Annotated in this window: 19 protein-coding genes; 11 read left to right on the top strand and 8 right to left on the bottom strand. The window is 60.7% G+C overall.

The features are described 5' to 3' along the window. Nucleotides 1-157 precede the first annotated feature (157 nt). The 5 genes from ACCD02_RS23360 to ACCD02_RS23340 all read right to left on the bottom strand — a co-directional run bounded on the left by ACCD02_RS23360 (nucleotide 158) and on the right by ACCD02_RS23340 (nucleotide 6718). Nucleotides 158-952, bottom strand: coding sequence for a DUF4123 domain-containing protein (locus ACCD02_RS23360; protein WP_413307155.1), 795 nt, complete (start codon nucleotides 950-952; stop codon nucleotides 158-160). Further along, a complete protein-coding gene (gene tssI, locus ACCD02_RS23355; protein ID WP_413307152.1) occupies nucleotides 949-3045 on the bottom strand; it encodes a type VI secretion system tip protein TssI/VgrG in 2097 nt (698 codons plus the stop codon). Before tssI ends, ACCD02_RS23360 begins: the two co-directional genes overlap by 4 nt. Before the next feature lie 350 nt (nucleotides 3046-3395). After that, nucleotides 3396-4319: a TIGR03571 family LLM class oxidoreductase gene (locus ACCD02_RS23350; RefSeq protein WP_413307149.1), complete on the bottom strand. Its 924-nt coding sequence runs from the start codon at nucleotides 4317-4319 to the stop codon at nucleotides 3396-3398. Between the two features lie 22 nt (nucleotides 4320-4341). Beyond that, nucleotides 4342-5538 carry an MFS transporter gene (locus tag ACCD02_RS23345; RefSeq protein WP_413307147.1) on the bottom strand — a complete coding sequence of 399 codons (1197 nt, stop codon included), beginning with the start codon at nucleotides 5536-5538 and terminating at the stop codon, nucleotides 4342-4344. Between the two features lie 538 nt (nucleotides 5539-6076). Continuing rightward, the gene (locus ACCD02_RS23340; RefSeq protein ID WP_413307145.1) at nucleotides 6077-6718 is read right to left on the bottom strand and encodes a TetR family transcriptional regulator; all 642 of its coding nucleotides are present in this window, start codon (nucleotides 6716-6718) and stop codon (nucleotides 6077-6079) included. An 89-nt stretch (nucleotides 6719-6807) separates the two neighbouring features. Here ACCD02_RS23340 and ACCD02_RS23335 point away from each other — a divergent pair, with 89 nt between their 5' ends. Then, on the top strand, nucleotides 6808-7467 hold the full coding sequence (locus ACCD02_RS23335; protein WP_413307142.1) for an O-methyltransferase: 660 nt from the start codon (nucleotides 6808-6810) through the stop codon (nucleotides 7465-7467). 183 nt (nucleotides 7468-7650) lie between these two features. Here ACCD02_RS23335 and ACCD02_RS23330 read toward each other — a convergent pair whose 3' ends face one another. Next, the gene (locus ACCD02_RS23330; protein ID WP_413307139.1) at nucleotides 7651-8517 is read right to left on the bottom strand and encodes a LysR family transcriptional regulator; all 867 of its coding nucleotides are present in this window, start codon (nucleotides 8515-8517) and stop codon (nucleotides 7651-7653) included. A gap of 103 nt (nucleotides 8518-8620) precedes the next feature. Here ACCD02_RS23330 and ACCD02_RS23325 point away from each other — a divergent pair, with 103 nt between their 5' ends. The 10 genes from ACCD02_RS23325 (at nucleotide 8621) to ACCD02_RS23280 (ending at nucleotide 18775) form a co-directional block, all read left to right on the top strand. Beyond that, nucleotides 8621-9742, top strand: a complete 1122-nt coding sequence (locus ACCD02_RS23325; RefSeq protein WP_413307136.1) for a muconate cycloisomerase family protein — start codon at nucleotides 8621-8623, stop codon at nucleotides 9740-9742. A 28-nt stretch (nucleotides 9743-9770) separates the two neighbouring features. Next, a complete protein-coding gene (gene catC, locus ACCD02_RS23320) occupies nucleotides 9771-10061 on the top strand; it encodes a muconolactone Delta-isomerase (protein WP_413307134.1) in 291 nt (96 codons plus the stop codon). Nucleotides 10062-10109: 48 nt separating this feature from the next. Then, nucleotides 10110-11015 (top strand): catechol 1,2-dioxygenase, encoded by a 906-nt coding sequence (gene catA, locus ACCD02_RS23315; protein WP_413307131.1) that lies wholly within the window; start codon nucleotides 10110-10112, stop codon nucleotides 11013-11015. A gap of 97 nt (nucleotides 11016-11112) precedes the next feature. After that, the gene (locus tag ACCD02_RS23310) at nucleotides 11113-12066 is read left to right on the top strand and encodes an AraC family transcriptional regulator (protein ID WP_413307129.1); all 954 of its coding nucleotides are present in this window, start codon (nucleotides 11113-11115) and stop codon (nucleotides 12064-12066) included. Between the two features lie 224 nt (nucleotides 12067-12290). Continuing rightward, nucleotides 12291-13667: a Rieske 2Fe-2S domain-containing protein gene (locus ACCD02_RS23305; RefSeq protein ID WP_413307127.1), complete on the top strand. Its 1377-nt coding sequence runs from the start codon at nucleotides 12291-12293 to the stop codon at nucleotides 13665-13667. Continuing rightward, the gene (gene benB, locus ACCD02_RS23300) at nucleotides 13664-14152 is read left to right on the top strand and encodes a benzoate 1,2-dioxygenase small subunit (RefSeq protein WP_413307125.1); all 489 of its coding nucleotides are present in this window, start codon (nucleotides 13664-13666) and stop codon (nucleotides 14150-14152) included. Before ACCD02_RS23305 ends, benB begins: the two co-directional genes overlap by 4 nt. Nucleotides 14153-14162: 10 nt before the next feature. After that, nucleotides 14163-15197: a benzoate 1,2-dioxygenase electron transfer component BenC gene (benC, locus tag ACCD02_RS23295; RefSeq protein WP_413307122.1), complete on the top strand. Its 1035-nt coding sequence runs from the start codon at nucleotides 14163-14165 to the stop codon at nucleotides 15195-15197. Nucleotides 15198-15207: 10 nt separating this feature from the next. Continuing rightward, nucleotides 15208-15969 carry a 1,6-dihydroxycyclohexa-2,4-diene-1-carboxylate dehydrogenase gene (locus ACCD02_RS23290; RefSeq protein ID WP_413307120.1) on the top strand — a complete coding sequence of 254 codons (762 nt, stop codon included), beginning with the start codon at nucleotides 15208-15210 and terminating at the stop codon, nucleotides 15967-15969. 55 nt (nucleotides 15970-16024) lie between these two features. Beyond that, on the top strand, nucleotides 16025-17359 hold the full coding sequence (locus ACCD02_RS23285; RefSeq protein WP_413307117.1) for an MFS transporter: 1335 nt from the start codon (nucleotides 16025-16027) through the stop codon (nucleotides 17357-17359). A 159-nt stretch (nucleotides 17360-17518) separates the two neighbouring features. Continuing rightward, entirely contained in the window at nucleotides 17519-18775 is a 1257-nt protein-coding gene (locus tag ACCD02_RS23280; protein ID WP_413307115.1) for an OprD family porin, read from the top strand. A 1-nt stretch (nucleotide 18776) separates the two neighbouring features. Here ACCD02_RS23280 and ACCD02_RS23275 read toward each other — a convergent pair whose 3' ends face one another. Together ACCD02_RS23275 and pcaD are read right to left on the bottom strand one after the other, a co-directional pair. Beyond that, nucleotides 18777-18953, bottom strand: a complete 177-nt coding sequence (locus ACCD02_RS23275) for a DUF2790 domain-containing protein (protein WP_413307112.1) — start codon at nucleotides 18951-18953, stop codon at nucleotides 18777-18779. A 184-nt stretch (nucleotides 18954-19137) separates the two neighbouring features. Then, nucleotides 19138-19926, bottom strand: coding sequence for a 3-oxoadipate enol-lactonase (pcaD, locus tag ACCD02_RS23270; protein ID WP_413307110.1), 789 nt, complete (start codon nucleotides 19924-19926; stop codon nucleotides 19138-19140). Nucleotides 19927-19947: the final 21 nt, after the last annotated feature.

Raw genomic sequence — 19947 nt, 5'->3', positions numbered from 1 at the left:
TCCCTGTTCATTTTGTCACGAGTGCCCTTGACCAGGTGATTGTCGGCCGTGTGTACCACCACTTTTTGCTCTGCCGGGTGGTCCTTGCCGATGACCTGGACGATCAACTTGCCGGCTTCGCAGGCCGGTCCGTCACTCAGGCTGCCAACGATTCTGCTCATGTCAGAGACTCCTTGCCCTGAGGGTTATGTGTGAGGTTCTGCTGCAGCTGACGCAAGCGTTCGGTATTGCTGCCTTGCGTGGGGAGGGGCGGTGGTTGTTTGGCGGGGTAGTGGGCGCGCAGCGACAGGTACTGCTCAAGGTGGTCGGCCTCGACAAAGCCGTTGCTGATGGCTTCCTGCTGAAAAGCAGCGGCGTCGGTGAACGAAACCACTGCCTGTTTTTTCCACCATTCATGTGCGAAGTGGTCCATCCGTTGACGTTGCAAGGCCGCCTCCTGCCGTTCGCTCAAATGCAGGACGTACGGCTCGGCGGGTTGTTTCCAGGTGGGGGCGGCAGGGTTTTCGACATTGCACCAACGCAACGCGCCTTGCGCGGAATCCGCCCAGGTTCCGCCGAACCAGCTCAGGCGAGAGATCGGCCCCATCCAGGTGCTCAGGGTTGCTGCATCGTTGACGCTAAAGAAATAACTGGCAGTGGTTGGGTTCGAGTAGCGCAGTAGCGCCTTGCGCCCATTGTCAAAACGAACCACGAGAATGTGGCGTAGATGGGCCAACAGCATTTCCCTTGAGGCTTGGCTCTCGACGATAAGACCGGCCCATTGTCCGGGGGCACCTCGCATATGCTCGAGAGCGACGGTACTGGTCGCGCACTCCAGCCAGAGCGGGCTTTGCTGCGCGTAGCCGTGCAGCTCGGTAGCGTCGAACAGGTATGTCGGCTGCGGGGGCGGCGAGCACTGGTAGAGCTTGCGCAGGATATCGTCGGTGTGTTCAAGCAGTATCGAAATCGTCATGCCCCGGCTCCTGCCAGTAAGGCCTCTCTGCAAGGGCAATCAGTTAGCGGACACTGCATGGGCGTGCCACCCTTGGGCTTTTGACACATTTCGACAAGGGGGGTGTTTTCACCCAGGTTGTTCTGCAATAGCAGGCCTGGTTTATCTGTATCCGCCTGTTTCAATGGCCCTGGTAACAGAGGCGCCGCCGCAGTGCCGCCGCCCGGGCTGCCGCCACCATTGATGCTGATCAGCGGCCCGCTTATGGTCACGCCACCGGCATCGGTCTTGATAAAACAACCGCCCGCCTTGAGGGTCAGTTCGGAGCCTGCTTCCAGTACCAATTTCATGCCGCTTTCGAGATGGATCTCCTGTCCGGCTTCGATGAACTGGCCGACGCCGACCTTGACGTGCTGTTTCGCGCCGACGGTCAGGTGATCGTCCATGCGCACCTGGACCTTGCGGTCGGCGCCGGTGGTGCGATGTTCTTCGGCCTTGAATTCGCTGTAGCTGTCGGCTTCGACGGTGTCGTGACGTTGGTGGCCGACGTGGATTTTCTGGTCGTTTTCGATGCGTTCGTCCCAGTCACGCTGGGCGTGGATAAAGATCTGCTCGGCGCCTTTCTTGTCTTCAATGCGCACTTCGTTGTAACCGACGCCGCCCGGTGAGCTGAGAGTCTTGAAGACGGTGCGGGTCTTGTGAGCAGGAAGCGCGTAGGGCGTCTCGTTTCGCTTGTGGTACAGGCAGCCGCTGACGACGGGCTGATCGGGGTCGCCTTCCAGGAAGGACACCAGCACTTCCATGCCGACACGGGGGATGGCGATGCCACCATAGCGGTCGCCCGCCCAACCGGAGGACACCCGCAGCCAGCAACTGGCCTGGTCATCGCCCCGGCTTTCGCGGTCCCAGTGGAATTGCACCTTCACCCGACCGTACGGATCGCAGTGGATGTCTTCGCCCTCGGGCCCGGTGACGATGGCGGTCTGACTGCCAAGCACGCGAGACTTGGGGTGGTTCAACGCGGGGCGGTAGAACGCCGTCCACGGCGTGGCGAAAAAATGGTTGCGGTAGCCCTGGTGGAAGTCGTCCTGGTTGGCGCTGGTATCGCTGGGCGTAGACTCTTCCAGCACCTGCGGCTGTTTGCCCTCGTGGGCGATCCTGGTGAGCAGCCAGAGGTCGTTCCACTCGCTGCGTGGGTGGTCGCTGAGCTCCAGGAAATGGCCGCTGACCAGTCGGCTCTGGTTGCTGTGGCCCTCGGCTTGCTGATAGTCGGTACGGTGGCGCTCCAGTGCGCGCCGGCTGAGCAATTTGCCTCGTGCCTCGTCGTCGAAACGACCGGGATAGTCGTAGTCTTCCAGATCCGGTTGCTTGCTTTGACCCTCGAGCTTGCAGGCGCCTTCGAGTTGCAGCCTGGGTTGCTCGAAGTCGTAATCGCGGCGGGTGACTCGGCCGGTACGGGTTTCCAGGCGCAGTTTGAAGCGCTTGATTACCGGTTCATCGGCGACCATGCCGCTGTCTTGCACATACGCCGTGGGCTGGCCCAGTCTGGGGAAAAAGGTCTGATCGTCACCGAAGGCCAGCACGTGGGCGTCGCGGCTGTGCTGGAAGTGGTAGTGAATGCCTTCCTCTTCGCACAAGCGCTGTATCAGGTGCAGATCTGTTTCATCGTATTGCACGCAGTAATCACGTTCTGGGCAGGCCTTACCGAGGTTGAATCGGTAGGCGTCGCTGAGAATGCCATGTTCTTCGAGAATCGCCGCGATGATGGTCGGCACCGACATTTGCTGGAAAATGCGCTGGTTGGTGCGGTGATGCAGGTATTGCAACTGCGGTACCAGAGAGACTTTGTAACGGCTCAGGCGCTTGCCCGCATCGCCCTGGGCGACGCTGTAGATCTGACCGTGGATACCGGCGCCGTGCTGATCGAAAGCCAGGAACGCCTGCTTGTGCAGCAGGGTTTCCAGGTCCAGGTTGCTGCGCTCGCTGACCAGTTCGAGGTCGAAACGGTAGGGCTGGCTGATGCCTTCGGTGCCAGTGAACGACAGCACTTGCAGATCGTGCTCAAGATCATTGATGGTAAGACTGAAGTGAGTCTGATTGGCAGGTGCGAACATCCGCTGTTCCTCATTAAGAAAATGACATTCACGGCAAGGGCATTGAAAGAAGTGCGCAAGAAGTGGCGCATAACGGCAAAGCGCTATTGCTCACTCAACTTCAATGCGAAGTAGCGGATACTAAAATGCAAGCTACAAACGACGCTGTAGGGCATTTCTTTAATGTATGAGGGAATTTTCTTGAGAGGTTTATTGCGCTATTAGATAGGCCAATAGAATGAGGATTAGATGAGCCGGCTTGCTGGCGATGGCCTCGGTTCAGCCACTGACACTCTTACGAGCGCTTTGCACTCGATCGCCACCAAGACGGCTCCTGCGCAATCTCATTCCAATTCTGAGAGCACCAACGATCAATGAAACCGCGGCAGTACATGCTCCGCCAAATCGTCGATGACCCTGGCCACATCCCGCTGTGAACGGCGTAAATGCAGGCCAACATGCTGCACACCTGCCTCACGTAGCGCTTCCAGCTCCCTGATCAGGGCCTGGGACCCGCATTGGCCACCAAAGCGGAAGCGGCGCATAGGTGCGTGTGGATCTTCGTCCAGGTCCAGATGGATAAACGAGATGTAAGGTTTGTCACCCGCCACCTCACGCCACAAGGCCACGCGCTTGCGGTGTTCGTCCGGTGTGCCTGGATAGCTCAACCAACCCTCCATGTGCTCACCGACCCAGGCCGGTGATTGTTGCGCCAGCCCCGCGACCAGCAACGGCAATGGCTCAAGCGGTTGCGGCAGCAGTTGCGCGGCGTCGGGCAAGATGCCCCGGCCTTGGGAGCGGATCAACTCGACCGTTTGCCGAAAGCTTTCACCGCGTGCGGCGAAGTCCTTGTTGAACAACGGGTATTCCATGGGCCGATCGCCGCTGGCAACACCCAGCAACAGTCGGCCATCGCTCAATTGATCGATGCTGTTCGCCGCCTTCAGGGTCAGCCAGGGTTGGCGCAACGGCAGGACCACTGCGGCCGTGCCGAGCATGGCGTTGCGGGTAATACCTGCCAGGTAGCCGAGATAGGAAAACACCTCGAATACCTGCGCCGCATCACCGAAAGCGGGGTCATACAGCGGCACGTCACGTAGCCACAGGGCCTTGAAACCACTCTCATCGGCTTGTCGGGCCAGTTGGCCGTGACGCCGCATGTCAGGTACGCCAAAGGGACGATGATCCTGTTCGCGAAGCTGCTGGCCAGCCGTTGACCAGTCGTTATCCAGTGGCAGCTCCAGGCCTATGGAGAAACCGGTGGGGCCCAGCAGGCGCTCGAATCTTGGGTGCATGGGAATGTGCTCCTGTATTGAATTAGTGGGCCGATACGCTGACTGGCGCGGTGGAAATGGGCTGGCTTTTGTCCAGTCGACCGCTCAATACGGTCAGGGCATAGGCCACCAATACCACCAGGCCGCCGATCCACGCCGTGTGAATCAGACCGACATTGGCGACAATCAGGCCACCGCCCCAGGCGCCACCGGCAATACCCAGGTTAAATGCGGCGATGTTCAACCCCGAGGCGACGTCCACGGCTTGTGGCGTATGCAGTTCGGCCTGGCGCACAACGTAAACCTGCAAGCCCGGCACATTACCGAATGCCACCGCACCCCACAGCAGGACTGTTGCCAGGGCCAGCCATGGCGAACTGGCAGTGAAGGTCAGCAGTACCAGCACCGCCGCCAGCGCCAGGAAGATGATTTTCAGCGCGCCGACCGGTCCCTTGCGATCCGCCAGTTTGCCGCCCCAGATATTGCCCACCGCAACCGAAACGCCATACACCAGCAAGACCAGGCCAACGGTTGCAGCGCTGAAGCCTGATATTTCCTGAAGGATCGGCGCCAGATAGGTAAAGGCGATGAACGAGCCGCCGTAGCCGATCGCAGTCATGGCGTACACCAGCAACAGGCGCGGCTGTTTCAGCACCTGCAACTGCTGCAGGATCGACGCCGGCTTGCTGTGGCGAATGGTGTTGGGCACAAAAATCAGGCTGCCGATAAAGGCAATCACGCCCAGGGCCGACACCGCGAGGAAGGTTTCACGCCAGCCGAAATGCTGACCGATAAAGGTGCCCAGCGGCACGCCCGTCACCAGGGCTACCGTCAGCCCGGTAAACATAATGGCAATCGCACTGGCGGCTTTTTCCTTGGAAACCAGGCTGGTGGCAATGGTCGAACCGATGGAAAAGAACACGCCGTGGGCCAGGCCCGTGACGATGCGGGCGATGATCAAGGATTCATAACCTGGCGCTTTCCAGGCCAGCAGGTTGCCGACGGTGAACAGCACCATCAGCGAGAGCAGCAGCACCTTGCGCGGAACCTTGCCGGTCAGGGCGGTGAGTAGCGGTGCGCCGACGGCGACCCCCAGCGCATACAGACTGACCAGCAGGCCTGCGGACGGAAGGGTGACGCCAAGATCGGCAGCGATGGTTGGCAACAAGCCAACGATCACGAATTCTGTGGTGCCTATGGCAAAGGCACTCAGGGTTAACGCAAGTAATGCGATGGGCATGGTAAGCGCTCCAGTGGGTTGAATGGAGCGCATTATGGGAGGATGATTTGTGCTGAAAAATATGGATATTGGCAAATGATATTTGCTCTGGATTCATGAATGTAAGCATGAACCCACGCAACTGCCTCAACGCTGCGATGCCGTGCAAAATAGACACATGGCAAAGTGGGAGATTCTATGTTTGCTTTAAAACCAGAGTAGCCCCTTCGCGGATGAATCCGCTCCCACAGATCCAATGATATTCACGCGCTACTGTGGGAGCGAATTCATTCGCGAAGGCTTTATTTCGGACGCCGCCAAATGTGTTGGATGTACTGGCCCCTTCGCGGATGAATCCGCTCCCACATAATTCGCGATACCTCGTACGCAACACTTAATGCAGACAGAGCCAATGAATTCGCTCCCACAGAATTTCCTCTAGCGCCCTGCCAAGTGTTTGCTGCGCAACAACGTGGCGTCGAAGACGGGATGGGATCTCCCACAAAAGCGTGATTTATTTGAGCTATTAATGCCGCTCCTGCAGCAATCGCCCTCCAGTTCAGGGGACTGTGCTGGCCGCGATATCCCTGAGATAGGTACACAACATATCCGCCATGGCCCCGGCATATTCATTGATCTCGGCAGCGCTGCGTGGCTGTTCGGAGAAGCGTTTGCCCACGGCGCTCAGGGTCTGGTTGACCAGATCGGCGGCCAGCAGCTGTCTTGCTTCGGTCGCGTTTGGCAGGGCCTCGCGGATAAACGCCTGGATTCTCTGCGCACCCTCGGCCCTGACTTCATGAACTTCGGGGGCGTGGCGATAGAGCGGGGCGGCGTCGCTGAGAGCCGTGCGCATGGCGGCTTCCTCGCATTCGGAGTGCACGAAGGCATGGATCAGCAGGCGCAGCCGTTCCAGAGGCGGCTTCTGGCGATCCTCGAGAATACTGCTCAACAAGTCCGTGGTCTGGCGCCACTCATCGCTCTGCAGGCGAAACAGAATCGCCGCCTTGTTGGGGAAGTACTGGTACAACGAGCCAATGCTGACACCGGCCCGTTCGGCAACCCGCGCGGTGGTGAACAGCTGCGCGCCGTCCTTGGCCAAAACCTGAGTGGCGGCCTCCAGAATGATGCTGATCAGCTCGGTTGAACGGGCCTGTTTAGGCTGCTTACGCTGGGAAATCCTGGGGTTCTGGCGGTTGGTCATGGCAGCCCTGGAAACGCGAATATTAAATGTGAGTGATTCGTCGCATTCTAATCCGGTGTTCACATTAGTGCATCTGAACGGAGAATTGCATGAATACCTTGACCACTATCACTGCCTTGTTGGATCGCCTGTTTATTGAGTCCGAAGCCACTTCACCGATGAACAGCGCCGCCTTCCGTGACCTGCCGGAAGGCGAGCTGAATCGCCTGATGCACAGCAAGACCGAATATCAACAGCTGTACTCGCATCTGAAGGATTTCGCCCTCCCGGTATCCCGGGAAACCGGTGCGCTGCTGTATATGCTGGCGCGCAGCAGCAAGGCGCGAATTATCGTCGAATTCGGCACGTCGTTCGGGATTTCCACGCTGCACCTGGCTGCCGCCTTGCGTGATAACGGTGGTGGACGCTTGATCGGCAGTGAGTTTGAAGCGCAGAAAGCCCAACGCGCACGGCAGAACCTGGCGGCGGGCGGTTTGCAGGATCTGGTGGAGATTCGCGAGGGGGACGCCTTGCAGACCCTGGCGGTGGATCTGCCCGACGGCATCGACCTGGTGCTGCTGGACGGCGCCAAGTCGCTGTACATGGAGGTATTGGCCCTGGTGCAAAGGCATCTGCGTCCCGGCGCGCTGATCGTCGCCGACAACGCCGATTACAGCCCTGAATACCTGGCGCTGGTACGGGCCCCAGGCAGCGGCTTCATGTCGATTCCTTTCGCCGAGGACGTCGAGCTGTCCATGTGGCTGGGCTGAATCAGGCCAATGCAATTTGCACATGAGGGCCTCGGTGTTCAGTGGGTCAAAGCCCGGCGCCATGGTGTGCTGTTGCACTGGCTGCCCCTCGGGCTTTAGTTCCCGGCCAGTAGACGCGATTCATCCACGCGGATAAACGGGCTGGCTGTCCCGACACTTCGGACTCTTTGGGCGCTAATGCCGTCAACGATTACCCAGCAGGCCCAGGCATTGCTGCAAGACCGGCGATACATCCCCGGCGCGATAACTGACCACAATCGGCGAAGTGGCGCTGCTGTCCAGCAATGCGGTGTAGCCGATATCGTCGCGATGCAGGCGTTGCACCGAGGCGGGCACCAGGGTGATGCCGATACCTGCGGCGACAAGGCCTATCGCGGTCTGCAGTTCGTTGACGGTCTGGGCCACATGGATATGCAGGCCCTGGGCGGCAAATATGCCAAGGACATGGTCGGCATAACTCGGCCGTGGACTGCCTGGATAGAGCACGAAGGGTTCGGCGGCCAGCTGTTCCAGAGTCGCGGGACCGGCCAGCAGCGGGTGCCCGGCGGGCAGGGCGGCGACCAGCGGATCTTCCCGGAGAATCTGCTGGGTAATCGCCGGGTCGTCGAACAGGATGCGGCCAAAGCCGATATCGATGCGCCCGCTTTTCAGCGCTTCGAGTTGTTGCAGGGTGATCAGCTCCGACAGGCCCAACTCGATATCCCCCAGGCTGCGCAGCCTGCGGATCAGGTCGGGCAGGGCGCCGTACAGGGTCGACGGGGCGAAGCCGATGCCCAGCCAACGTTTCTGGCCTGCCGCCACTCGCCGGGTATCGTCACTGATCCGCGCCAGTTGCTCGAGCAACTGGCTGGAATGCTCGTGGAAGAAGCGCCCGGCCTCGGTCAGGCGTAATGGTCGTGAACGCTCCAGCAAGGCCACCCCCAGTTCATCCTCCAGTTGCTGGATCTGTCGGCTCAAGGGCGGCTGGGCGATATTCAACTGTTCGGCGGCGCGGGTGAAGTTGAGGGTCTGGGCCAGCACCCGGAAGTAGCGTAAATGACGAAGCTCCACGATACCTCCAGGGTATTAAACCAGACTTAATCAATATTGGACGTTGTGTGGGGCCAGCGTCAATCTGTGGCCAAGAACAAACACAACACATCCGGAACGTCCCATGACCGCCATTACCATCGAACGCTTCGATACCCAGATTGTCGATCTGCCCACCATTCGCCCGCACAAGCTGGCGATGCACACCATGCACGGCCAGACCCTGGTTATCCTGCGCATCTATAGCAGCGACGGCATCGTCGGCGTCGGCGAAGCCACCACCATCGGCGGCCTTGCCTACGCCGGGGAAAGCCCGGAAAGCATCAAGGTCAACCTCGACAAATGGTTCGCGCCGCTGCTGATCGGCCAGGATGCCAGCAACCTCAATGCCGCCATGCAGCGGGTGGATCGCGGCATCCGGGGCAACACCTTCGCCCGCAGCGCCGTGGAAACCGCCTTGCTCGATGCCCAAGGCAAACGCCTGGGCCTGCCGGTGGCAGAAGTGCTGGGCGGCCGGGTGCGCGACGGTGTTGAAGTGGCATGGACCCTGGCCAGCGGTGATACCGGCAGGGATATCGAAGAAGCCGAACGCATGCTCGATTTGCGTCGCCATCGACATTTCAAGCTGAAGATCGGTGCCGGCGAACCGGCCCGGGATATCGCCCACGTTGCCGCGATCAAGCGTGCTCTGGGCGACCGCGCGAGCGTGCGGGTGGATATCAACCAGGCCTGGAGCGAGGCGGTTGCGATTCGCGCCTGCTATCTGCTGGCCGATGCCGGGGTCGAGCTGGTCGAGCAACCGCTGTCCCGCTACGACCGCGCCGGTATGGTGCGCCTGAGTGCCCACAGCCCGATCCCTTTGATGGCCGATGAAGCCATCGAATCGGTGCCGGACAGCTTCGCTCTGGCGCAGATGGGCGCGGCGTCGATCTTTGCCCTGAAAATCGCCAAGACGGGTGGCCCCAAGGCCGTGCTGCGTACTGCGGCCATCGCCGAGGCAGCAGGTATAGGCCTGTATGGCGGCACCATGCTCGAAGGCAGCATCGGCACCCTGGCCTCGGCCCATGCCTTTGCCACGCTGGACAAACTGGAGTGGCACACCGAGTTGTTCGGCCCGTTGCTGCTGACCGAAGACATTCTGGTCGAGCCACCGGTCTATCGTGATTTCCAACTGCTGGTGCCGCGCACCCCGGGCCTTGGCCTGGAGCTGGATGATGAACGCCTGGCGCGCTTTGCCCGCCGCTGATTATCTCTAATAAAAAGGACACCACGCGATGCTCTTTCAAGTCCGCATGACCGTCAAACTGCCGCCCGATATGCCCGTCGAGCAGGCCAACCGGCTCAAGGCCGACGAAAAGGAACTGGCCCAGCGCCTGCAGCGCGACGGCATCTGGCGCCACCTCTGGCGTATTGCCGGGCTGTACGCCAACGTCAGTATTTTCGATGTGGCGGATAACCAGGCACTGCACGATACCTTGATGCAACTGCCGCTTTACCCGTACATGGAGATGGAGGTCACGGCGCTGTGTCGACATCCGTCTTCGGTTCACGACGACGATCGTTAATATCGCGCGATCACTGTTCCAACAAAAATAAAGATGAGGACCACCGCCATGACCATCCGTATCTCGCAAACTGCCGAAGTCCAGCAATTCTTTGAAAGCGCTTCCGGCTTTGACCAGGCCGGCGGCAGCCAGCGCATGAAGAATGTGGTGCACCGGGTGCTAAATGACAGCATCAAGATCATCGAAGACCTGCAGATCACCCCTGAAGAGTTCTGGAAAGCCGTCAACTACCTCAACGAACTGGGCAGTCGCCAGGAAGCCGGGCTGCTGGTAGCAGGTCTGGGCCTGGAACATTACCTGGACCTGTTGATGGACGCTGAAGACGAGCAGGCCGGGCATGTCGGCGGCACGCCGCGGACCATCGAAGGCCCGCTGTATGTCGCCGGCGCGCCGCTGAGCGAACATTTTGCCCGCCTCGATGACGGCCAGGACCCTGGTACCGTGTTATACATGACCGGTCAGGTTCGTGACACCGATGGCTCCCCCCTGACCAATGCCATTGTCGACGTCTGGCACGCCAATACCGGCGGCACTTACTCCTATTTCGACCCGTCGCAGTCGGAGTTCAACTTGCGTCGGCGTATCCAGACCGATGCCGAAGGCCGCTATCGCTTTCAGAGCATCGTGCCGTCCGGCTATGGCTGCCCACCGGACGGCCCGACCCAGAAGCTGCTCGATCAACTGGGGCGTCACGGTCAGCGTCCTGCGCATATCCACTTCTTTATCTCGGCGCCCGGTCATCGCCACCTGACCACCCAGATCAACCTGGCCGGGGACAAATACCTGCACGACGACTTTGCCTACGCCACACGTGATGAGTTGATCGCCGAGATCCATTTCAGTGACGATGCCAATGGCCGCCGTGCCGACATCGACTTTGATTTCGTATTGCAACCCACCGCCGCGCCCAAGGACGAGAATCGGCATGAGCGGGTGAGGGCGCTGGAAGCCTGATGCACGGTATTATCTGAACCAGCCGCCCCCACAGGTCTTGCCTGCGGGGGCGTTTTGCCTTGAGTCCGAGCCCAATACAACTATAAGAGGCGCAACCATGACCGTGCTATTGAGTGAGCGCAGCCGGATATTTGACCGTGCGGATGCCTATGCCGTGTCGGATTACGTCAACCAGCATGTGGGCAGCCACTGTATTCGCCTGCCACGCCGTGGCCGCCCCGAGGCGAGCATCAGCCACCGCACTTTTTCCAGCCTGGACCTGTGTCGCATCAGCTACGGTGCGCCGGTGCAGGTCACGTCTACGGCTCTGGAAACCATCTATCACCTGCAAATTCTCCTGCACGGTCACTGTCGCTCCAGCGCTCGGGGCGAGGAGCAGGTGTTCGGCCCTGGCGAGGTGTTGCTGATCAACCCCGATGACCCGGTGGACCTGACTTATTCCGCCGACTGCGAGAAATTCATCGTCAAGTTGCCGGTGCGCCTGCTGGAAAACGCCTGCCTGGAGCAGCACTGGACCCTGCCGCAGCAGGGCATCCGCTTTGTCGCCGCGCGCCATGAACTGGCAGAAATGAGCGGCTTCCTGCAACTGCTCGGCCTGATCTGTCACGAAGCAGAGAACGCCGCCGTAGCGCCGATGCAGGAGCTGTACGAGCGCATCGTCGCCAATAAACTGCTGGCACTGTTGGCCAGCAATGTCCTGCGAGTGGTTCCCCGGCCCGACGAAAGCGGCGGTTTCGAGGCGGTACGACAGTTCATCGAAGAGCATCTGTGCGAAGACATCAGCATCGAGCAATTGATGGCTGTGGCCAGGGTCAGCGAGCGCTCGTTGTATACGTTGTTCGAACGCCAGGTCGGGCTGTCACCCCGTGACTACATGCGCCAGCGCAAACTGGAAAAGGTCCATGCGGCACTCCAACTGGCCACCGCCCGCAGCGTGACCGAGGTGGCGCTGGATCATGGTTTTCTGCATCTCGGACGCTTCTCCGAGGCTTATCGCAAGCGCTTTGGCGAGTTGCCGTCGCAGACCTGGCGGCGCGCAGCTGCCCGCTGATCCGTACACCATAGGACCGGCTTCAACAGACACGACGCATGAAATGAGATTTCGTGGGAGCCGGCTTGTTTCTCCCGCCAAAGCGCAGTGTCAGGGACACGGCTGCGGCTTCAAAGAAAGCATTGCAGCAGACGGATAACGATTTGCAGCCAGCGGATATTGGAGGGCAAGGCAAGCACATAAGGTGAGGGGGCCTGATACAAGAACAACCGAGGGCCTACCCCATGATCAGCACACTCGACCGACTCGCCCGGCAACTGCGCGACTCCGTCCAGGAAGACCCCGCCACCGGCGTCTTCCGTTGCCGCCGCGACATCTTCACCGACACCGAACTCTTCGCCCTGGAGATGAAGCACATTTTCGAAAGTGGCTGGGTTTACCTGGCCCATGAAAGCCAGGTGCCGCAGATCAACGACTACTTCACCACCTGGATCGGCCGTCAGCCGGTGGTCATCACCCGGGACAAGCAGGGCACGCTGCACGGCCTGGTCAATGCCTGCGCCCACCGTGGCGCCATGCTCTGCCGCCGCAAGCAGGGTAACAAGGGTTCGTTTACCTGCCCGTTCCACGGCTGGACCTTCAGCAACGCCGGCAAACTGCTCAAGGTCAAGGACGCCAAGACCGGCGCCTATCCCGACAGCTTCGACTGTGACGGCTCCCATGATCTCAAGCGCCTGGGCCGTTTCGAGAACTATCGCGGCTTCCTGTTCGGCAGCCTCAGTGAGGATGCCCCGGAACTGAGCGACTATCTGGGCGAAACCCGGATCATCATCGATCAGATGGTCGATCAGGCCCCCGAAGGCCTGGAAGTGCTGCGCGGCAGTTCCTCCTATGTCTACGACGGCAACTGGAAGCTGCAGATTGAAAACGGTGCCGACGGTTATCACGTCAGCTCCGTACACTGGAACTACTCGGCGACCATGGGCCGCCGTAACTATGAAGCCGAAGGCACCCGCACCGTGGACGCCAATGGTTGGTCGAAAAGCCTGGGCGGCGTCTATGCCTTCGAGCACGGCCATATCCTGTTGTGGACGCGCCTGCTCAACCCTGAAGTGCGCCCGGTGCACGCCCACCGTGAAGCCCTGGCCGAGCGCCTGGGCCAGGAGCGCGCCGACTTTATCGTCGACCAGACCCGCAACCTCTGCCTCTATCCCAATGTGTACCTGATGGATCAGTTTTCCACGCAGATCCGTGTCGTGCGGCCCATAGCCGTGGACAAGACCGAAGTGACCATCTACTGCATGGCGCCCAAGGGCGAAAGTGCCCAGGAGCGCGCGACGCGGATTCGGCAGTACGAAGATTTTTTCAATGTCAGCGGCATGGGGACGCCGGATGATCTGGAAGAGTTCCGCGCCTGCCAGACCGGCTACCAGGGCGCGACCACCTTGTGGAACGACCTCAGCCGCGGCGCCAAACAGTGGATAGAAGGCGCCGACGACAATGCCAGGGCCATGGGCATGAACCCGCAGCTCAGTGGCGTGAAAACCGAGGATGAAGGCCTGTTCGTGCGCCAGCACGCCCACTGGGCGGCAAGCCTGCAACGGGCCATCGAACGGGAGCAGCAAGGCTTGATCGCCACCGACAAGGAGGTGCACTCATGAGCATTTCCCGTGACCAGTTGCTCGACTTTCTCTACCGCGAAGCGCGCCTGCTCGACGATCGTCAGTGGGACGAATGGCTGGAGTGTTACTCGCCCAAGGTGGAGTTCTGGATGCCAGCGTGGGATGACCACGACAGCCTGACCGAAGATCCCCAGAGCGAAATCTCGCTGATCTACTACCCCAGCCGTGATGGTCTGGAAGACCGGGTATTCCGCATCAAGACCGAGCGCTCCAGTGCCAGTACGCCGGAACCGCGCACCGCGCATTTCGTCAGCAACCTGGAGGTGCTGACCAATGACGGCCAGTCCGCCGAGCTGCGCTTCAATTGGCAAACCCTCAGCCATCGCTACAAGACCACCGATACGTATTTCGGCACGTCCTTCTATCGCCTTGATGTGCGCGGCGAGCAACCGCTGATCACGGCCAAGAAAGTGGTGCTCAAGAACGACTACATCCACCAGGTCATCGATATCTACCACATCTGAGGGCAAGCCCATGACGTACGCCATTGCCTTGAATTTCGAGGACGGGGTGACCCGTTTTATCGACTGCAAAGTGGGCGAGAAGGTGCTGGACGCGGCCTTTCGCCAACGTATCAACCTGCCCATGGACTGCTCCGACGGTGTTTGCGGCACCTGCAAATGCCACTGCGAAACCGGCGCCTATGACCTGGGTGATGACTATATCGAAGACGCCCTGAGCGAGGATGAAGCCCAGGAACGTCAGGTGCTGACCTGTCAGATGGTGCCGCAATCGGACTGCGTGATTGCCGTGCCGGTGCCGTCCAGTGCCTGCAAGACCGGCACCGGGCAATTCAGCGCCACGGTTGCCAGCGTCACCCGGCATGCCGATGCCGCCGTCGATATCAGCTTCGAACTGGACCAGGCGCCGGTATTCCTGCCCGGCCAGTACGTGAATATCGGCGTTCCGGGCAGTGGCCAGAGCCGTTCCTACTCCTTCAGTAGTCGCCCCGGCGACAAGTGCGCCAGCTTCCTGATCAAGCAGGTCCCCGGTGGCCTGATGAGCAGCTGGCTGGAACGGGCCAGGATCGGCGATACCGTGTCCATGACCGGGCCGCTGGGCAGCTTCTATCTGCGCGAAGTCAGCCGACCATTGCTGTTTCTCGCCGGGGGCACCGGCCTGGCGCCGTTCCTGGCCATGCTGGAAGTGCTCGCCGAGGGCAAGGCCCGCCAACCGGTGACCTTGATTTACGGTGTGACCCGGGATCAGGACCTGGTCATGGTCGAGGCCTTGCAGGCATTCGCCGCGCGCTTGCCTGATTTCAGCTTCGTGACTTGCGTGGCGGACCCAGCCACCGGTCATGAACGACAGGGCTATGTCACCCAGCACATGGCCGCCGAGGTCCTCAATGACGGCGATGTCGACGTCTACCTGTGCGGTCCGCCCCCCATGGTCGATGCCGTGCGCCAGCACTTCAAGAATCAGGGCGTGAATCCGGCCAGCTTCCACTACGAGAAGTTTACCCCGAACGCAATCTCTGCCCCCGTGACCACTGGCGACGCCGCCTGAGGGATTCACCATGAACTCACGTTTCAACCATAAGGTTGCGCTGGTTACCGGCGCAGCCCAGGGCATCGGTCGCCGAGTCGCCGAGCGTTTGCTGGAAGAGGGCGCCTTGCTGGTGGCCGTCGATCGCTCGGATATCGTCCATGAACTGCAGCACGACAACGCCCTGATCCTCACCGCTGATCTTGAGCAGTATGAAGACTGCGCACGGGTCATGGCCGCTGCCGCCGCGCGTTTCGGCCGCATCGATATCCTCGTCAACAACGTTGGCGGGACCATCTGGGCCAAGCCGTACGAGCATTACAAGCCCAACGAGATCGAGGCTGAAGTGCGCCGCTCGTTGTTCCCGACGCTGTGGTGCTGCCATAGCGTGCTGCCCTACATGCTCGAACAGGGCAGTGGCGCCATCGTCAATGTTTCCTCCATTGCCACTCGTGGCGTCAATCGCGTGCCCTACGGCGCGGCCAAGGGCGGCGTGAATGCCCTGACCGCCTGCCTGGCCCTGGAAACCGCCGGCAGCGGCATCCGCGTCAACGCAACCGCACCGGGCGGCACCGAAGCACCGCCACGACGCATCCCGCGCAACAGCCAGGCGCAAAGCGAGCAGGAGCGCGTCTGGTATCAGCAGATCGTCGACCAGACCCTCGACAGCTCCCTGATGAAACGCTACGGCAGCATTGACGAACAGGCGGGCGCGATCCTGTTCCTGGCCAGCGATGAAGCGTCGTACATCACCGGCGTGACCCTGCCGGTGGGAGGTGGCGACCTGGGCTGAAGCAACGGCCTTACTGCGGACACTGACTCACAACAACAATAATGAGAGCACTGCCATGCGTACCCACGATGTCCATTCGCTTATCGATAATGCCCGTTTCAGCCGCTTTCACTGGCTGGTGATGGGCCTGTGTGCCTTGCTGTTGATCTTCGACGGCTACGACCTGTTCATCTATGGCGTAGTCCTGCCGGTGCTCATGAAGGAATGGGGCCTGTCGCCGCTGCAGGCCGGTGCCCTGGGCAGCTATGCGCTGTTCGGCATGATGTTCGGCGCCTTGGCATTCGGCAGCCTGGCCGACAGGATCGGCCGCAAGAAGGGCATTGCCATCTGCTTTGCCCTGTTCAGCATCGCCACGGTGATCAACGGTTTCGCCAGTTCGCCCACCGAGTTCGGCATTTGCCGCTTTATCGCCGGGCTGGGCTGCGGCGGGCTGATGCCCAATGCCGTGGCGCTGATGAACGAGTACGCGCCGAAGAAAATGCGCAGCACCCTGGTGGCGCTGATGTTCAGCGGCTATTCCCTGGGCGGCATGCTCTCGGCGGGTGTCGGTATCTTCATGCTGCCGCGCTTTGGCTGGTCGTCGATGTTTTTTGTCGCGACCATTCCGCTGTTGTTGCTGCCGCTGATTCTCTATCTGCTGCCCGAGTCCATCGGCTTCCTGATTCGTCAGGGGCGCACGGAACAGGCCCGGTTGCTGCTCAAGCGTCTCTCGCCGGAAGCTGTGCTGGATGCAGATGATGTCTTGCACATCAGCGACGGCAAAGGCCGCGGAGCTTCGGTGCTGGAGCTGTTTCGCCATGGCCTGGGTCTGCGCACTCTGGCGATCTGGGTGGCGTTTTTCTGCTGCCTGCTGATGGTCTACGCCCTGAGTTCCTGGCTGCCCAAACTGATGGCCGGGGCGGGCTACAGCCTGGGTTCGAGCCTGTCGTTCCTGTTGGCGCTGAATTTCGGCGGGATGGCCGGGGCCATTATCGGCGGCTGGCTGGGGGATCGGCTGAATCTGATCAAGGTCATGGTCGGCTTCTTTATCGCCTCTGCAGTGTCGATCAGCCTGCTGGGGATCAACAGCCCGATGCCGGTGCTGTACCTGCTGATCTTCGTCGCCGGAGCGACCACCATCGGCACGCAGATCCTGCTGTATGCCGGCGCCGCGCAGCTATATGGCCTGTCGATCCGCTCTACGGGCCTGGGATGGGCCTCGGGGATTGGCCGCAATGGCGCCATCGTCGGACCGTTGCTGGGGGGCGCGCTGATGGGCATCGAGCTGCCGTTGCAGCTGAACTTCCTCGCCTTTGCCATTCCCGGCGCCGTTGCGGCCCTGGCCATGACGGCCTATGCGCTGAGCGAGCGCCGGGGTGCGGCAAGCATGGTCAGTACGCAAAGCGCATAACCCACTGAGCTGACGCGATTTTATGGAACCCGGCTTGCTGTCGATTGATTTCTGTCAGGCGACATCGTCATCGCCTGGCCCGGCGCGATCGCCAGCAAGCCTGCCCCTACCTGTTCTCTGTACCTGTCCTTCTATAAAAATAAGACAAAGAGCCACGACATGAATCAGCAGACTACGCAACGCATCTGGTTTTCCCTTATCGGCGTGCCCCTGGCGGCCAGCGCGGGTGAGGGCGGTTTTATCGAGGGATCCAGCGCCACCTTGCAGGCGCGCAACTATTACTTCAGCCGCGACTTCTCCGATATCGTCGGCGCCAATAAACAGTCCAAGGCAGAGGAATGGGCCCAGGGTTTTATCCTGACGTTCAAGTCCGGATACACGCCGGGGCCGGTCGGTTTCGGTGTGGATGCGCTGGGCACTCTGGGCCTGAAGCTCGACAGCAGCCCGGATCGGGTCAACACCGGCCTATTGCCGGTCAAGGACGACGGTCGCGCTGCTGACGACTACAGCCGCCTGGGCCTGACTTTGAAGGCAAAGTTCTCCAATACCGAGCTGAAAGTCGGTGAGCTGCAACCCAACCTGCCGGTCCTGGCCTTCAGTGATATCCGCCTGCTACCACCGAGTTATCAGGGGTTGAATATCAGCTCCAGTGAGATCAGTGGCCTGACCGTACAGGCCGGGCACCTTACCCGCACCAGCCTGCGCAACGAGGCCGGCGACGAGAAAATGCTCGCTATGCTCGGCCATGTGCCGCAACGCCAGGCCGAGAGCGATGCATTCAACTATGTGGGCGGCGACTATGCCTTCAACGACAAGCGCACCAGCGTCAGCGTCTGGCATGGCCAGCTCAAGGATATCTACGCCCAGGATTTCATCGGCCTAAAGCACAGCCAGCCCGTTGGCGACTGGGTGCTGGGCGCCAACCTCGGCTACTACGATGCCCGGGAAGACGGCTCGCAGTTGCTGGGCAAGATTGATAACCGTGCCTTTTTCTCGCTGTTGTCGGCCAAACGCGGAGGGCACACCTTCTATGCCGGTTATCAAGGCATGTATGGCGACAGCGCCTTCCCCCGGGTGTTTGCCAATATCACGCCGCTGGGCAACGAAGTCCCCACCTATGAGTTCGCCTACACCGACGAGCGTTCCTGGCAGGCCCGTTATGATTACGACTTTGTGGCGCTGGGCGTGCCGGGGCTGACCACCTCCGTGCGTTATATCAGCGGCAACAATGTCGATACCGGCGCCAGCTTCGAAGGCAAGGACCGCGAGCGCGACCTGGATGTCGGCTATGTGGTGCAGAGTGGCATGTTAGGCGGCTTGGGTATTCGGGTGCGCAATGTCATGGCCCGCTCGAATTACCGCTCGGATATCGACGAGAACCGTCTGATCCTCAGTTACACCTGGAAACTGCTGTAAATCAGACGCCGCCCTGGCAGGTAAGCGTGTAGCGCATGCCCTGGCTGTCGAGATAGACCAGGGTGGCCGGTTCCACCTGGCAACTGGCGGGTACTGCGTTAGTGGACACGACGTGCTGGATATTCGGCACGTTGCTGTTTGCGGCGGCCATGCCACCACTGAAGCGCGGGGCACCCATCTGAATCCACTTGGGCGTCATCTTTGCGTTGTATCGGTCCCGACGTTTTCTTGAGCCAAGGTGCGGACCTGAGTGTCGTGGTGATCTGTAGGAGCTGCCGCAGGCTGCGAAGGTTTTTGTCTGACACACCCCCTTCGCAGCCTTCGGCAGCTCCTACAATTATCACCCCATCCAGCTGCTGCGATCAGGCCAACAGAAAGTCCAGCACCGACCGCGAAAACACCTCGACCGCCTCGACACTCGACAGATGCGCCGCCTCAAGTGTGACCATCCGCGCCCCGGCAATACGCTCCACCATGAAGTGCCCGTCATCCGGAGTCGTCACCGGATCAGCCATGCCCGCCACCACCAGCACCGGCAGCTTGATGACCGCGATCTGCTCGCGGAAGTCGGCATCACGCACGGCAGCGCAACTGGCGGCGTAGCCTTCGGGAGAGGTGTTCTGCAGCACACTGACCACAGTGTCCACTTTGTCCGGATGGGAGGCGGCGAAGGCCGGGGTGAACCAGCGCGTGATGGTGCCTTCACGCAGCGCGCGCATGCCGGCGGCACCGTCGCGCAGGACGCTGTCGATACGCGGGTTCCAGATCTCCGGGGAACCGATCTTCGCGGCAGTGTTGCACAACACCAATCGATGCAAACGCTGCGGGGCATTGATGCCCAGCCATTGGCCGATCAGCCCGCCCATGGACAGGCCACAGAAATGCACGCGCTCAAGGTCCAGGGCGTCGAGCAAGGCCAGGACATCGCGGCCGTGCTGTTCGATGCTGTAGGGACCTGGGGTGACCAGAGAGCGGCCATGGCCACGGCTGTCGTAGCGCAGCACGCGAAAATGCTCGCTGAGCGCAGGGAGCTGCGCGTCCCACATGTGCAGGTCCGTGCCCAGGGAGTTGGACAGCACCAACAAAGGCGCGCTGGCGGGGCCGTCGAGTTGATAGTGCAGGTCGCCGTCGGCAAGAGTGACGGTGGGCATGAGCTGATCCTTTGTCTGTTC

Source organism: Pseudomonas sp. Pseusp88, from assembly GCF_047303955.1.
Lineage (GTDB): Bacteria > Pseudomonadota > Gammaproteobacteria > Pseudomonadales > Pseudomonadaceae > Aquipseudomonas.
Note: the sequence above shows the minus strand (reverse complement) of the source record. Positions and strands in the feature narration are given on the sequence as shown.

Bases quoted from the DNA above. Each gene is read 5' to 3' on its own strand.
- ACCD02_RS23340 (WP_413307145.1), bottom strand. From the start codon at position 6,718: ATGACCAACCGCCAGAACCCCAGGATTTCCCAGCGTAAGCAGCCTAAA.
- tssI (WP_413307152.1), bottom strand. From the start codon at position 3,045: ATGTTCGCACCTGCCAATCAGACTCACTTCAGTCTTACCATCAATGAT.
- benB (WP_413307125.1), top strand. From the start codon at position 13,664: ATGAGCATTTCCCGTGACCAGTTGCTCGACTTTCTCTACCGCGAAGCG.
- ACCD02_RS23305 (WP_413307127.1), top strand. From the start codon at position 12,291: ATGATCAGCACACTCGACCGACTCGCCCGGCAACTGCGCGACTCCGTC.
- ACCD02_RS23335 (WP_413307142.1), top strand. From the start codon at position 6,808: ATGAATACCTTGACCACTATCACTGCCTTGTTGGATCGCCTGTTTATT.
- benC (WP_413307122.1), top strand. From the start codon at position 14,163: ATGACGTACGCCATTGCCTTGAATTTCGAGGACGGGGTGACCCGTTTT.
- catC (WP_413307134.1), top strand. From the start codon at position 9,771: ATGCTCTTTCAAGTCCGCATGACCGTCAAACTGCCGCCCGATATGCCC.
- ACCD02_RS23275 (WP_413307112.1), bottom strand. From the start codon at position 18,953: ATGGGTGCCCCGCGCTTCAGTGGTGGCATGGCCGCCGCAAACAGCAAC.
- ACCD02_RS23345 (WP_413307147.1), bottom strand. From the start codon at position 5,538: ATGCCCATCGCATTACTTGCGTTAACCCTGAGTGCCTTTGCCATAGGC.
- ACCD02_RS23310 (WP_413307129.1), top strand. From the start codon at position 11,113: ATGACCGTGCTATTGAGTGAGCGCAGCCGGATATTTGACCGTGCGGAT.
- ACCD02_RS23290 (WP_413307120.1), top strand. From the start codon at position 15,208: ATGAACTCACGTTTCAACCATAAGGTTGCGCTGGTTACCGGCGCAGCC.
- pcaD (WP_413307110.1), bottom strand. From the start codon at position 19,926: ATGCCCACCGTCACTCTTGCCGACGGCGACCTGCACTATCAACTCGAC.
- ACCD02_RS23360 (WP_413307155.1), bottom strand. From the start codon at position 952: ATGACGATTTCGATACTGCTTGAACACACCGACGATATCCTGCGCAAG.
- ACCD02_RS23350 (WP_413307149.1), bottom strand. From the start codon at position 4,319: ATGCACCCAAGATTCGAGCGCCTGCTGGGCCCCACCGGTTTCTCCATA.
- catA (WP_413307131.1), top strand. From the start codon at position 10,110: ATGACCATCCGTATCTCGCAAACTGCCGAAGTCCAGCAATTCTTTGAA.
- ACCD02_RS23280 (WP_413307115.1), top strand. From the start codon at position 17,519: ATGAATCAGCAGACTACGCAACGCATCTGGTTTTCCCTTATCGGCGTG.
- ACCD02_RS23285 (WP_413307117.1), top strand. From the start codon at position 16,025: ATGCGTACCCACGATGTCCATTCGCTTATCGATAATGCCCGTTTCAGC.
- ACCD02_RS23325 (WP_413307136.1), top strand. From the start codon at position 8,621: ATGACCGCCATTACCATCGAACGCTTCGATACCCAGATTGTCGATCTG.